The sequence below is a fragment of the Vibrio natriegens NBRC 15636 = ATCC 14048 = DSM 759 genome (genome assembly GCF_035621455.1).
GTDB lineage: Bacteria > Pseudomonadota > Gammaproteobacteria > Enterobacterales > Vibrionaceae > Vibrio > Vibrio natriegens.
On record NZ_CP141822.1, the window covers coordinates 1,268,646 to 1,282,107 of the forward strand.

Genomic DNA, 13,462 nt, shown 5'->3' on the forward strand with positions numbered 1-13,462 from the left:
TAATAGACTCCGTTATAAAAAACGAAAAGAAGTGTAATTAATAAAACACTGTTTTTTGTCAGCATACGGTAATAGTTTCGTATAAGCGTGACATAACGCAGTTTACCGCCAGATAACAGCAATGTATTGTTGTATTTGAGTGGTTTTTGACATTCACAATTAAAGAACGGTTTTAGCATGGAGCAATTGGAGTTTTTTAGCGTCCCGAGCCCTTGTGTTGGCATTTGTAGCGCTGATGAAAAAGGCTACTGCAAAGGGTGTATGCGTAAGCGAGAAGAACGATTTAACTGGCAGAAGTACACACCTGCTCAGCAGCTTCATGTGATCAAGTTATGCCGTCAACGGTACAGAAGAAAACTGTTAGCAGGGAAGGGGAAGGCTGAACAGCCAAAAGAAGATGTTTCACCGCAACAAGATTTATTTTAAAAAGATGGGCTTTAATGTGTTTATTCCCGGCCCGCATTAACGTCTTGTGAGCCGGGAAGCTCCTATCCACATTATGCTCCGTAAAACAGGCATCTGGCGCTACTTCATTTTCATGGACCAAGTATCGCTAACCCAACCTCCTGCTTGTTCGTCGAAGTGATTTCCAGCAAATCGATGATTAAGTTCAACATCTAATTTGCTCGTTGGATTTTCATCCATCAATCTGTGGATGTATTTCGCCATAGGATCCGTACAGGCTTCTCGTTCTCTACGGGTAACCACTTCCTTTATCATTTGAAGTCGGTAGCTATTGCTGGCTCGTTTCATTTTTGACCTCCAGAACTCGATGGCAGCATTTGACACATATTGACGTCTAGAATCGCTGCTCATTGGCGCCCGCGTTGAGGCGAGTCACCGTAGTTTGGAGTCCAAAGACAAATTGTTTGAGAGCAGTGTTTGCAACGCCATTTCCATCTTTCTAACACTCGCTCTCACTTCCGTTTAAAATGTTCGGAAAAGCTAATTAACGAGCCTATATTTTCGAAAGACCTTATCAAACATAGAAGCCCAGCACAGGGGCGTCAACAACTCAAATGAACATTTTTTGAACAGTTTGTGAAGGTGGATAATTTTCAGCAATTTACGGAAATAAAAAAACCGGAACCCAAACGTCCCGGCTTTTTTAAAATAAACTTCGGCTTGTAAAAGCGTTTAGCTTCTGTACAAAAAATTATGAAATTCAGTAATTAGCTACTGGTTGCTGGACAACCTGTCACAGCCTGGCTGTTGCTGAAGTACTGAATATTACCTAAGTTCTTCTCGTAGTCTGCTGCTGATATTTGAGGGTTATTTATGAAGAACTCTCTTAGTACAGAAGCATCGGTCATTTGAGTCGATTCAACATCAATTACAGGGTAGTCATCACCGCCAGCGGCACTGAAGCTAATGACTGAGAAGGTGTAAGTTGCGGCTAAATCGAAACCTTTGCCATTAATATCCGTGATTGATACAGAGCCAGCATCACAATCGACATCCAGAGTGATGTTGTCCAGTTGCGCATAAGCACCAGATCCTGCAGATTTCGTTGCCACAACGTCTAGGTAATCTTTTACTTCCTGACCTGTCATGGTCGCTTTAGTTACGAAGTTTCCAAATGGCTGCACAGTAAGGACGTCACGGTAGGTGATATCGCCCGCCTGAATTGAGTCGCGCACGCCACCAGAGTTCATCACGCCAAAGTCAGCATTAACTAGGTTGTATGTTCGGTAGGCTTTGCCCAGAAGATGCCCCAGGTTCGTTTGCTGTGAACGCACAACGCTGCGATCGCCTTCCAGTTTTCCATCGGTGTTAGAAACAACGACATCAAGCAGCTCTTGTCCTTGCTCCTGATAGGTACGAAGCGTATCTTGGACCGTTGCGTCTGGCTGAATGTACTCACCAATCACTTGATCGTTGTCATCGAGCAGGTTTACCGGAATAAGAGCGTAGTTGGCCAGGTGCAGTTTGCCGTCAAAGTATTCAAAGTCCGCGCGACCCACATATTTACCCCACTCATGCGCTTGCATGATGTAAGTGCCATTCTGTTGGTCTGGTGTACACTCATCACCCGGATTGAAATCCGCATATTCGTTGGTGCCTGGCTCCATACAAACAGGATTTTGAGAGTGGCCACCGATGATGGCATCCAATTGACCCTCTTCAATAGAGCGGGCTAGCAGTACATCACCCGGTGCTTCACTGCCATGGTTACCATCGTGATAGTGACCCATGTGAGTCGTTGCGAATACAAGGTCGACATTTTCGTTGTCTTTTATTTCTTGAAGAACTTTCTTAATTTCGTCTTGAGGATCTGCGAAGTAGATGTCCGCTACGTTGTCCGGGTTAACCAGCTTTGCCGTATCTTTTGTCGTAAGACCAACAACCGCAACGTTTAGGCCGTTAATCGTGAACACTTTGTACGGAGCAAAGTAACGTTCATCGGTGACATTACCGTCAGTGTCTTTCTTGTAGATATTCGCTGCTAGCATAGGGAAGTCTGCCAGTTCAGCTTGCATATCTAAGATATCTAGTGAGTTATCAAATTCGTGGTTGCCGACCGCCATTGCATCGTAGCCGATTAGGTTCATGCCGATAAAGTCGGGTTTTGCATTTTGCATGTCTGACTCTGGTACGCCAGTGTTGATGTCACCACCAGAGAGAAGAATGGATTCGCCACCGTTCGCTTCCACTTCTGCACGAATAGATTGGATTAAAGTGTGACGTGCAGCCATGCCGTATTCGCCGTCATCATTGTGCCAAAAGCGACCATGGTTATCGTTAGTATGAAGAACAGTGAATTTCGTACATGAATCAGCCGTTTCACAAGTAATAGAGATGCTGTCACTGTCTGAACCACATCCTGCTAAAACCGCGCCTACTGAAAGTACCAATAGAGATTTGGAAAATTGCATAAGTAGAACCTTTGTTTGTGATTTTGTTATTGTTACGGCGTGCAATATACGGAAATAATATGAAAGTTTAGTGATCAAGCTCTTATTTATACTTGTATCAAATCAGTGAGTTAGTCAGCCTGCAAGCATTGTCTACAAATAAACAGAAACGGTTTTTAGCGCTAAATTTGTATTTTCTTTAGGCAGTTTTTGTGAGGGAGTTAATAGAAGTGCACTTTATTTGTGTGGAATCAGGTGCATATTTTGAGATATTGAACAGGTAAGAGTGAAATTTTGTATTTCTCTGTAACTTTCTCAATCAAGAAACAGACAGTTAGTGAGATTTATGAGGGGCAAGGTAGCGGTTGATTATTCAGAGGCTGAGTAAGGGCCCAAAATAGTAAAACCCCGGAGGTGGTAAGTCTCCGGGGCTTTGAAATTTTTTAAGATAGTTCGGTTGGTAAGTCCGGTTATCTTTTATGCAAAAGGTTTGGATTTAATCCGAGTAATTCCTTGGTAGGGAATTAGATACGGATGAAGTCCATGTGTTCAACTTTTGGCTTGAACGCGTGACGTTGAACGTCTTGTGGCTTAACGCTAACTTCTTTGCCATCGATAACTAGAACGATGCCTTCGTAGAACTCAGGCTTGTCCATTTGGTTTACGATGTCATCGTGGTTAAGAACGATAGCTACTGCTGCTTCTTCACCGCCGTATACAACTGCAGGGAATTTGCCAGCGTGACGTAGGCGGCGGCTCGCACCTTTACCTAGTTCAGTACGTACTACTGCTTCGAATTTCATAGTATTTACTCTCAAATTAGTAAAAATAAAGTTTTCACAATCAACAATGCGACCTTGTTGTTTGTGGTAAGGCTTGAAACAGGAACTGTTCAAGCGAGCGCGGATACTATCATTCCACTCGAACTTCAGCAACCCAAATTGCATCTAAATCAACAAAAACAAGCTAAGAAAGTGTGTCTGATAGAGGCATTTAAATTCAGTCGGACAAAAATCATGCCACTTGCGTTTATTTTCACCAATTCGCTAAGTTTACTTAGCGAGAGAGTAGAGTGTTAATAAAGCGCTCATGCTCGGCTTCTCTGCAATATAAGTGTGGCTTTCAACCCACCCATTTTGCTTGCTTCGAGATCTAACTGTCCGCGGTAACTATGCGCCATTTCACTGACAATATTTAACCCCAGCCCAGAGCCCGGTGTTTCTTCATCCAGCCTAAACCCTCGTTGAGTCACACGCTCTAACTGTTCTTGAGGAATTCCCGGGCCGTCGTCTTCTATGATAAGGCGGATATTTTCCTTATCTTGAGTGGAATGGACACGGATCATTTGGTTTGCCCACTTGTAGCTGTTCTCAAGTAGGTTACCTAACATCTCGTCAAGATCACTTTTCTCTACCGCCACGTTTAATTCAGAGTCGAGTTCATTGACCAAAGTGATGTCACGTTGGGCGTACACTTTATCAAAGGCCATAGAAATGGCATCGACTCGCTGCGCTGGATTGGCTTTGACGGAGAGGATATTCATTGAACCCGCCATTCTCGCTCGACCTAAGTGGTAATCAATGTGCGATTGGATTTGATTCAGAGGTTCATCCAATCGGGACTGGACGGTTGTATCCAAGGTGCGAACTTCGTTTTTCAGGACAGATAATGGTGTCTTTAACGCATGGGATAAATTCCCGGCATGATTTCGTGCCCGCTCTAAAAGCTCCTGATAGTGAAAGAGTAGCGCGTTAAGGTCAGAGATTAAGGGTGAGATCTCTTTAGGGTAGGTCTCTTCCAGGCTGGTTTTATTTCCTGATTTAAGCTCGGCGAGCTCTTTCTGTAATTTAGTCAGAGGGCTTAAAGACCATGCTATCTGCACCAGAATAACAGTAAGCACGCCAGCAAACAGCAAGCCTAAAATTAACCATAATTGGCCAATTAACGTCTGAAGTGTATTTTTGATTGGGGCTTCATCGATGCCGACAACAACATGAATCGGGCCATTGTAATCGGGTAAATACAGTACCTTTTCCAAGGTAATTAGTTTCTCATCGCGAGCGCCATAAGCGTCTTTGTCGAGCTCTTTATATTCGATTCTTTTGTCCCATAAAGAGCGAGAACGTTCGAGGTGAGTTTTGGTCGAAGCGCTCCAATACAACCCGCTATAAGGTCTGTTAAAGCGCGGGTCAGAAAGTTGTGCCGCGAGAGATAAGTGGCCGGTTTTGTCGATTTCTAACTGCGCGGCGATCTCGTCCATGAAGACGCTCAATTGTGAGCGGGTATCATCCACCATGTAGTTATACACTTGAGTCGGAATGGTGACGCCAGCAGCCAGGATCATCGCGGTTAACCAAACGACAGCAGCCAATACCAGCCGGCTTTTGATACTCAGACGCTTTAATGGATACAGTGGCAATCTGTATTTATTTGGCATTGAGTTGGTACCCTAAGCCACGGACAGTTTTGATGATTTTCGGTGCGATTTTTTTACGGATACGACCTATAAAGACTTCAATGGTATTCGAGTCTCGGTCAAAATCTTGTTTGTAAATATGCTCGACGAGTTCTGTTCGTGAAATCACTTTCTCGGGATTATGTACAAAGTACGCAACCACTTTGTACTCGAGCGCAGTTAAGCTAACCGGCTCACCTTTCCACATCACTTTAGAGGTGCGGGTATCCAAACTCAGATCGCCAATTTGCATGACAGGAGAAGCATTGCCAGAGGCTCTGCGAAGCTGGGCACGGATACGGGCGATCAATTCCAGCATCTCAAAAGGCTTGGTGAGGTAATCATCGGCACCGGCATTCAGTCCTTCAACACGCTCCGTCAACGCGTCTCGGGCACTAAGAATAACGACAGGCGTGTTAATGTTTTCATCTCGGATGCCTTTCAATACTGATAAGCCATCCAGCTTAGGCAAGCCGAGATCTAAAACGATCGCATCCCACTCTTCTGTTGTCGCACGATATAGCGCGTCAATCCCATCTTGAGAGAGTTCAGGTACCCAGCCAGTGTTTTCCAACGTCTCGATGATTTGCTCACCAATGCGAGGATCATCCTCGACAACAAGTATTTTCATAGTGGCTTCTTTTATTCATTTATTTGTTGCTGTGGTTTCAGCGCTTTATTGAAGTTACGACCTTTCACTTCGAGCATTTCTAATGTTGCTGCATCGTACTCAACTTTTAGGACGTTGCTGTCAAAGAGAATTTTTAATTCGTAAACCCACGCATGATTGTCTTCTTCGAGTTCGACTTTAATAATACGACCGAACAAGTCTTTTTCGACCGTTGCGTAGAGTTCGGAGAATGGTCGAATATCACCGTTTTGCACCGCGCGATAGACCTCATCCTGGTCTTCATCAAATTCAATCTCGGTGCCAGGTTTTATGACATCCTGCACAATCGCATGGCCGTCTTGTGATGCCAACAGATCCTTTTGTTGTGCGAACGTAGGTGCCGAAATTAGCATCGGTAGCAAACTTAAAAACAACGCAACACGCTGAGAATTCGTTGATTTGTTCATAATAAAACCTTTTCATAAGAATTGGCAGGATTATAGGCAGCGGTATATGAATAGAAGGTGAACCTGTCAGCAAGAAAGTTGAGAGGTTCACTGGTTACCTGCATTGAAATGAATCGTCTGAATTGGTAGACGCTACTTCAGTTCATCATCAAAAATTTTGTCACGCAGTTTCCAAAAACGCCCTGACTTTCTGGCAATCACAAACTGCGGTAAGCGAAATCGGTGCTGATTTGCCACGACTCGAGTCGGGGACGCTTCTTCAAACGGGCGATGCTTGTCCGCGAGATGAGGACGAACAAATTGATCTTTGAAGTTCTGTTTTTGCTTTTTGGTAGTGAGAGACCAAAACTCATGAACTAACGCGTTCCCTTCACCTTGGTATGGTTCTCCCGAGTAGGTAACTTTTAACTGAGACTTACCGTCATTAGATTTGAAGACAGACAAGTCCATCTCAGTGCACTCGAATATCAACGCGTCTTTCAGGTTAAGCGCTTCTTTCAACTTTTTGTCTGGATCGACTAATGTGGCGTCACATTCGTGGCAGATGCGCGCAGCAATGTCGTTGTCAGCACCACATTCCCCACAATATTTCGCTCTGAATCGGTAACCGCAATGCTCGCGTTCACCCGTGTCTTCATCTTCGAAGTAACCCTGGCAACGGCGGCCGAAGTGTTCGAGCAAAAAGCCATTGCTATCCAATTTGCCCCAGAAGTTGTTATTAAAACCACAAGCAGGGCAGGGAATGGTAATGATTTCGCTGGTGGAATCGGGTTTGGAATCGCCAACTTCTGGCTGATACAAATCGTAACTGTTGCCTGCGTAATCAAGCACCAAACATTCTGACTTACCTTCGGACAGACGTAGCCCGCGGCCGACGATTTGCTGATACAAACTGACTGATTCTGTCGGACGCAAAATGGCAATCAGATCAACGTGCGGTGCATCAAATCCAGTGGTTAATACCGACACGTTAACCAGATACTTGATTTCGCGGTTTTTAAACGCTTGGATGATGGCGTCACGCTCCGGTGTTGGCGTATCTCCGATGACAATTGCGGTTTGGCCTTCAGGTAATAAACCATGAATTTCCTGCGCGTGACGAACCGTGGCTGCAAAAATCATCACACCATGTCGGTCTTTTGCGTATTGAATAATTTGTTCGACGATTTGCGGCGTTGCACGTTTGGCTTTGTCGATCACCATGTCCATTTCCGCTTCTTTGTAGCGCCCGGTATTGGCGGGTTTTAACTGCGAAAAGTCATAAGACAAAACGGGCGCGTCCATCATTCGCGCTGGCGTCAGGAAGTTTTCATCGAGCAAGTAGCGAATTGGTAATTCAAAGATGCAGTCGCGGAAGAAGCGCGGTTCTTCAGTTCGAACCTGTCCGCGAGTATGGTACTGGTAAATCCAACCCATGCCCAATCGATATGGGGTGGCGGTAAGACCAAGAACTTTAATCCCTGGGTTCAACTCACGCAAATGAGTAATCACTTTCTGATAGCTGCTGTTTTTATCGTCTGGCACGCGATGACATTCGTCGATAACCAGTAGCGAGAATTGGTTTTTGAAGGCATCTAAGTTTCTTACCACCGACTGAACAGAAGCGAACACAACTTGCTGATCGGTTTCTTTGCGTCCAAGGCCAGCAGAAAAAACCGAGCCTTTGAGATCGTACCCTTCGTATTTGGCATGGTTTTGCTCAACCAGCTCTTTAACATGCGCCATAACTAACACTCGCCCTTTAGCCAGACGAGCCAATTCGGCAATCACCAGGCTTTTGCCCGCACCAGTTGGCAACACAATCACGGCAGGTGTCGAGTGTTTACGAAAGTAATGAATGACCGCTTTTACAGAGTCAGCTTGATAGGGACGAAGTGTATACATGAAAAAATGTGAAATTGCTCAACTATTCCAACCAGGGACGTTATAATACCTGACTTTTATACCCAAGTGATCTTAGAACCACGATTCGGAGAGCATTTGGGTATAATTCAATGAGGTATTCATGCGTTTAGATAAATATTTGTGTGACGCTCTGGGTGCGACGCGCAAGCAGGCGACAAAGATCATCAAAAGTGGCGAAGTGACCGTTGATGGTGACATTCAAAAAAGTGGATCATTCAAGGTGCCGGAAGGTGCGGAAGTCATGTGGGAAGACCGCGTAGTTGCTGCGCCGGGGCCACGTTACATTATGTTGTACAAACCTGCTGATTTCGTTTGTTCACATGAAGATGGCTTTAATCAAACCGCATTCATGTTGTTAGATGAGCCAAAAATCGAGAATCTACATTTTGCAGGTCGTCTGGACGTTGACACTACCGGTCTGGTGCTCATTACCGACGACGGTAAGTGGTCGCACCGCATTACTTCGCCAAAACACAAGTGTGAAAAAACCTACCGTGTTTGGCTAGTTGATGCTATTCAGCCTGATTATGCTGAGAAACTTGCCGAAGGCATCATGCTTCGTAATGAGCAGGAAGCGACGTTACCAGCGCGTTTAGAGATCGTGAATGAAGCTGAAAATGAGTTGTTGCTAACCATCGTTGAGGGCAAATATCACCAAGTGAAACGCATGTTTGCTGCGCTCGGTAACAAAGTTGAATATCTACATCGTGAACGCATTGGTTCTATCGAACTTGACGAAGCACTCGAACCGGGTGATTACCGTTATTTGACTCAAGAAGAAATTGATTCGATCTGGAATTAATCATAGCTCTAGGAAATTATTTAGTTCCTATTGGGAACTGGTTTTTTGGTAGGAAATCGCTCAAAATGACGGCTCCTACCAAATAGATTTAGTGCCAGACAGTTTTAGTCAGTGTCAAACCTCAAGTTATTAACTGAGGCTCGTTTATCTAAGACACTTACTTTTCTCGTAAAACATCCGATGTGGTGAAAAATGGTGGAGTGAGCTTCATTGCCCATCTTCTTTACTCTCATCGTCAGCGTATGAATTTGAATCGTTATCATGCGCTTTATTGTTTGAGTCGTTTGCAGCACCTTGGTATCCATTCGTCCTTTTGAACCTTGTAAAACGAGATTTTGGATTCGCTGTTATTCCTATAATCAACGTGACGAGAAGCTTCATTGATCACTGTATCCAGGCCAGGGTGCGAGTGGTTGGGACTCAACTAGAGGTAAAAGAATGACAGAAAAAGTTCAAAGTGCTCCGCAATCCCAACTCTCCTTTTTACTATTCATCGTTCTTGGGGCGATTGGTGCACTTACTCCGCTTGCCATTGATATGTATTTGCCTGCGATGCCTGCGATTGCGAAAGATCTCGGTGTCGCTCCTGGCGCGGTGCAAATTACATTAACGGCATATACCGCAGGCTTTGCGATCGGACAGTTAATCCACGGCCCGCTTTCAGATAGTTTTGGACGCAGACCGGTTCTTATTTTAGGTGTGTTTTTCTTTGGATTAGCGGCAGTCGTGAGTGCGACTACAAATGGCATTGACGCTCTTACTTATGTTCGTACCGCGCAAGGCTTTGCGGGTGCGGCAGCGGCGGTCATTATCCAGGCGGTCGTTCGCGACATGTTTGAACGTGAAGACTTCGCCCGCACTATGTCTTTTGTCACTCTAGTTATCACAATCGCGCCGTTAGTTGCGCCGATGATTGGCGGGCACTTTGCGATCTGGTTTGGATGGCGATCGATTTTCTGGGTACTGGCGATATTTGCCGTTGTGGTTATTTCTCTCGTATTTTGGAAGATTCCGGAAACATTAAAACCAGAAAATCGTCAACCTTTACGTTTTCGTACGACACTAAGAAACTACGCTCGTTTATGTTCTAGCTCAGAAGCGTTGGGCCTGATGTTAGCTGGCGCATTTTCATTCTCTGGAATGTTTGCTTTCCTTACCGCGGGCTCATTTGTCTATATTGATATATACGGTGTTCGACCTGACTACTTTGGTTACTTGTTTGGTCTGAATATTGTGGCGATGATCATCATGACCAGCATTAACGGACGCTTGGTGAAAAAAGTGGGGTCGCATGCCATGCTTCGTTTTGGCCTGTCGGTTCAGCTTTTGGCTGGTATTGGTTTGTTAGTGGCTTGGTTGTTGGATTTAGGCTTATGGGGCACGGTACCTTTTGTTGTGCTCTTTATTGGTACGTTATCGACGATTGGCAGTAACGCTATGGCACTACTTTTAAGTGGTTACCCATCAATGGCTGGTACCGCATCGTCACTGGCGGGCACATTAAGGTTCGGCATGGGGTCGTTGATTGGTGCGTTTGTGGCGGCACTTCCGGGTGACGTTGCATGGCCAATGCTCATTGTTATGTTTGCTTGTGCAGTGCTGTCTGCACTGTTTTATTGGACTTTAGGAAGAAAGGCGTAATGTCGGATTACACCAAAGAAATTCAGAATCTGGTTAACTCAGCGTTGGCAGATTTGGACACGGAACATCGCTCAGGTAAGCTGGCGAATGCGCCTGTGGCTAACAACCATTACTTGGTGCGTTGGGTAACAAAAGCACTGAAATCGCAAAATTTTGGCCGAGTAGTGGGTGATGATTTGACCCGCTGGCAAAAAGCGGGGCGTTCAAAGGGTAACGATTCAGGCTTGTTGTTTATCTTTAAACGTATCTCAGCCTATTACGCCCAGTTCTTCCCTGAAGGCGAAGAAGCCAAAGTGATTAAAGACTCTGATATTGAAGCCTTTTTGGATGTCATGGAGCAAGCGGGCTGGGAAGTGTCTACCTCTGAGCAATTAGTAGGATGCGGCAAGGTTCAGATATTTACCGAAGGTCAAAACTCATTAGCACTTTGTGCAGACCAATGTGAAAGCTGTTTTGATGGTGAGTTACTGGTTAAACCGATGAGTTGGTTTGTGCGCGGTAATCATGCTGAGTTTGTCGAAAAAGCATCGCAGGCGGGCTTTATGGTCCACAAGGTAACAGATTATAAATCGATGGTGAAATACCACGGCGAATACCTAATATTTCCTGCGAATGAAGGCAATCAATTAGCTGAAATTCCTCTCAGCTTTCAGGCATAACTTGCCCCAATAAACAAAAAAGCATCAGATTCGTAGTGTCTCTGATGCTTTTTTAGTTTTAACAACGCACATTGGCTAGAAGCGATACTTCCAATAAACGCCGCCATAGATGCCGTTGTAGTCTTGCAGAACGTCACCCATGTTACTTACTTCATTATTGAAGAGGTAATCATCTTCAGAGTAATCTTCGTAACGAACATTGAATTGAACGCTTTGATTGTCTGAGATTTCATAATCTGCAACACCTTCAAGACGCGATGATTTGTATTCATTGTCCGGATACTGATACCCGCTGGCCGTTGTTGACGATTTACTGTCTGCCTGACTATAGCTGTAGTCCAGAGAGAGGGTTAACTTGTCTTCAAGAAGTCCGTCTTTACTGACCCCAAAGCCAACGGTGGTGACATCGTCTTTCAGTTTTGTTTTGTATCTATCCCATCCAACGACATCCGAATTTGCTTGTTGCTGTTCTGAGCGAATGATTTGTTGGTTATAGAACACATGTCCATTCAAGCCCTCAGCGAGGTTGAAATTGACACTTAAATCATAACCGTAGTCTTCACCCTCACTCAGGCCAATGTCAGGTTTGTCATAATCATCGTTGCCGTACCAGGCTTCTGCGAGGAGTTGTACGTTTTCAGAGATGTCGTAACTACCGTCTCCGCGTAATTCTATGCGGTTTTTATCGGCTAAGTAGTATTGTCGTAAGTTAGGCGAGTCGCTACTTGAATTTCGCCAAGAAGATCCATCTCGGAATGAGTAGGATAATTTTCCGCCTAATTGCCATGGCGCTTCTGGACGATAACGAGCTCCGAAATGCAAACTTTGCTCATCAATACTTTTACGATCAGCGTACTCTCGTTTGTCGTGCGTGTAGTCATAGCCCGCGTTCAATCTGATATCGCTGTTGAGGCGATGAGTGACCGAGGCTTCCAGTTTTGTTTTGGTGCGGTCATAGCTTTCGCGCGTTGCGCCAACCACATCGTTTCTATCAGACTTGTCGTCTTTGTCGGAGTAATCAGCAGACACTTTCAGAGCGGTATCACGTGATAGTTTGTTGTGATAATCCCCACTGACTTGCCAAGTACTGGTTTCACCGTGAAATGTATTTGAGTTAGAAGGGGACAACGCAAATGGTAGTAAACCTCCTTCAGATGTAGCTTGTGACCATAAAATCCGGCCATTGAAGGTTTGTTGGTTCACGCGATAATTACCGGACACAGCCAGCTGATGAAAATCGTTGTCAGGTTCGTTAGAAAGTTGGTTCGCATACGGGTCTGAAGTATCGCCATAGTAGAGCGCTGACATGTCATTGCGGAAGAAGGAACCGCGATAGGCAACATCAACCAACCAGAGATCTTCTACGTAGCTCATACCGACTTGGGTATTGAGTGTCTCATGGTCGACGGCCTTAGGAATGAATCCGGGGCCGCTGCCATAACCCGGTATGGTCGATGAATAGAGGGACGTTGTGCCTTCTTTACGCTCATGTTTCATCGATGCATAGGGTTGCCAAGGTGATTTAGGCGTGTACTTGAGCTCAAACTTGAAGGTATCACGGGTAACTTCGTGATCATATTTGCTCAAAGCTCCACTCGTGAGTACGTTGTCACTCCCTTGGTAGGCACTTAATGATGAGCGATTCCAGTAGTAGGGCGTTTCGCTGTAACTTGTTACCAAACGAAAACCGTCATACTCTCCAATTTCCCATTGAATCAAGAAGCGTTGTAGCCCTAAGTCGTCAACAAGTAAGCGATTGTAGAAGCCATCATCTTCATAGCGTTCAATATCCGCATTCAGGCTTGCATTTAGGTGCTTGTTGTCTGAACTAGTGCCATGAAGAGGTGGATTCCAGTTATAGAATCGTGTTGAACCGTCGTTATCGAGATAACCGACGCCCACACTGACATCACCACTCCACAAACCATCGCTACTACAGTCAGTACAATTCCAGCGGCTGGTATCAGCCTCTTGGCTATTCTGCAGCGAATAATCCTCTGCGTGTACTTGTAGAGATAAAGCAAGGGAAATAGCAATACAGATTTTTGATAGTTTCATGCCACCCTCC

Annotated in this window: 12 protein-coding genes; 4 read left to right on the forward strand and 8 right to left on the reverse strand. The window is 45.0% G+C overall.

The window, feature by feature from the left end:
• Positions 1–177: 177 nt before the first annotated feature.
• Entirely contained in the window at positions 178–426 is a 249-nt protein-coding gene (locus tag VER99_RS05825; RefSeq protein WP_020332983.1) for a DUF1289 domain-containing protein, read from the forward strand.
• A 99-nt stretch (positions 427–525) separates the two neighbouring features.
• Here the strand turns inward: VER99_RS05825 and VER99_RS05830 are convergent, their stop codons facing one another.
• From VER99_RS05830 to VER99_RS05860, 7 genes are all read right to left on the reverse strand, one after another.
• Positions 526–753 (reverse strand): hypothetical protein, encoded by a 228-nt coding sequence (locus tag VER99_RS05830; RefSeq protein ID WP_014231541.1) that lies wholly within the window; start codon positions 751–753, stop codon positions 526–528.
• A gap of 419 nt (positions 754–1,172) precedes the next feature.
• Positions 1,173–2,876 (reverse strand): bifunctional UDP-sugar hydrolase/5'-nucleotidase UshA, encoded by a 1,704-nt coding sequence (gene ushA / locus VER99_RS05835; RefSeq protein ID WP_020332984.1) that lies wholly within the window; start codon positions 2,874–2,876, stop codon positions 1,173–1,175.
• Positions 2,877–3,379: 503 nt separating this feature from the next.
• Complete coding sequence (rplY, locus tag VER99_RS05840) at positions 3,380–3,658, reverse strand: 50S ribosomal protein L25 (RefSeq protein ID WP_014231543.1); 279 nt, start codon at positions 3,656–3,658, stop codon at positions 3,380–3,382.
• Positions 3,659–3,942: 284 nt separating this feature from the next.
• Positions 3,943–5,292, reverse strand: coding sequence for an ATP-binding protein (locus VER99_RS05845; protein ID WP_020332986.1), 1,350 nt, complete (start codon positions 5,290–5,292; stop codon positions 3,943–3,945).
• Entirely contained in the window at positions 5,282–5,941 is a 660-nt protein-coding gene (locus VER99_RS05850) for a response regulator transcription factor (RefSeq protein ID WP_020332987.1), read from the reverse strand. The genes VER99_RS05845 and VER99_RS05850 overlap by 11 nt, the downstream gene beginning before the upstream one ends.
• 11 nt (positions 5,942–5,952) lie before the next feature.
• Positions 5,953–6,387, reverse strand: coding sequence for a PepSY domain-containing protein (locus VER99_RS05855; protein WP_020332988.1), 435 nt, complete (start codon positions 6,385–6,387; stop codon positions 5,953–5,955).
• Positions 6,388–6,519: 132 nt separating this feature from the next.
• Positions 6,520–8,271 (reverse strand): DEAD/DEAH box helicase, encoded by a 1,752-nt coding sequence (locus VER99_RS05860; RefSeq protein WP_020332989.1) that lies wholly within the window; start codon positions 8,269–8,271, stop codon positions 6,520–6,522.
• A gap of 121 nt (positions 8,272–8,392) precedes the next feature.
• Here VER99_RS05860 and rsuA point away from each other — a divergent pair, with 121 nt between their 5' ends.
• From rsuA to VER99_RS05875, 3 genes are all read left to right on the forward strand, one after another.
• The gene (gene rsuA, locus VER99_RS05865) at positions 8,393–9,094 is read left to right on the forward strand and encodes a 16S rRNA pseudouridine(516) synthase RsuA (protein WP_014231548.1); all 702 of its coding nucleotides are present in this window, start codon (positions 8,393–8,395) and stop codon (positions 9,092–9,094) included.
• Between the two features lie 438 nt (positions 9,095–9,532).
• A complete protein-coding gene (locus VER99_RS05870) occupies positions 9,533–10,735 on the forward strand; it encodes a Bcr/CflA family multidrug efflux MFS transporter (RefSeq protein ID WP_020332991.1) in 1,203 nt (400 codons plus the stop codon).
• Positions 10,735–11,394, forward strand: coding sequence for a DUF2913 family protein (locus VER99_RS05875; protein ID WP_020332992.1), 660 nt, complete (start codon positions 10,735–10,737; stop codon positions 11,392–11,394). The genes VER99_RS05870 and VER99_RS05875 overlap by 1 nt, the downstream gene beginning before the upstream one ends.
• A 75-nt stretch (positions 11,395–11,469) precedes the next feature.
• Here the strand turns inward: VER99_RS05875 and VER99_RS05880 are convergent, their stop codons facing one another.
• Complete coding sequence (locus tag VER99_RS05880) at positions 11,470–13,452, reverse strand: MtrB/PioB family decaheme-associated outer membrane protein (protein ID WP_020332993.1); 1,983 nt, start codon at positions 13,450–13,452, stop codon at positions 11,470–11,472.
• Positions 13,453–13,462 lie beyond the last annotated feature (10 nt).

Coding starts and splice junctions, on each gene's coding strand:
- VER99_RS05845 (WP_020332986.1), bottom strand. CDS start 5,292: ATGCCAAATAAATACAGATTGCCACTGTATCCATTAAAGCGTCTGAGT.
- rplY (WP_014231543.1), bottom strand. CDS start 3,658: ATGAAATTCGAAGCAGTAGTACGTACTGAACTAGGTAAAGGTGCGAGC.
- rsuA (WP_014231548.1), top strand. CDS start 8,393: ATGCGTTTAGATAAATATTTGTGTGACGCTCTGGGTGCGACGCGCAAG.
- VER99_RS05875 (WP_020332992.1), top strand. CDS start 10,735: ATGTCGGATTACACCAAAGAAATTCAGAATCTGGTTAACTCAGCGTTG.
- VER99_RS05825 (WP_020332983.1), top strand. CDS start 178: ATGGAGCAATTGGAGTTTTTTAGCGTCCCGAGCCCTTGTGTTGGCATT.
- VER99_RS05855 (WP_020332988.1), bottom strand. CDS start 6,387: ATGAACAAATCAACGAATTCTCAGCGTGTTGCGTTGTTTTTAAGTTTG.
- VER99_RS05870 (WP_020332991.1), top strand. CDS start 9,533: ATGACAGAAAAAGTTCAAAGTGCTCCGCAATCCCAACTCTCCTTTTTA.
- VER99_RS05880 (WP_020332993.1), bottom strand. CDS start 13,452: ATGAAACTATCAAAAATCTGTATTGCTATTTCCCTTGCTTTATCTCTA.
- ushA (WP_020332984.1), bottom strand. CDS start 2,876: ATGCAATTTTCCAAATCTCTATTGGTACTTTCAGTAGGCGCGGTTTTA.
- VER99_RS05850 (WP_020332987.1), bottom strand. CDS start 5,941: ATGAAAATACTTGTTGTCGAGGATGATCCTCGCATTGGTGAGCAAATC.
- VER99_RS05830 (WP_014231541.1), bottom strand. CDS start 753: ATGAAACGAGCCAGCAATAGCTACCGACTTCAAATGATAAAGGAAGTG.
- VER99_RS05860 (WP_020332989.1), bottom strand. CDS start 8,271: ATGTATACACTTCGTCCCTATCAAGCTGACTCTGTAAAAGCGGTCATT.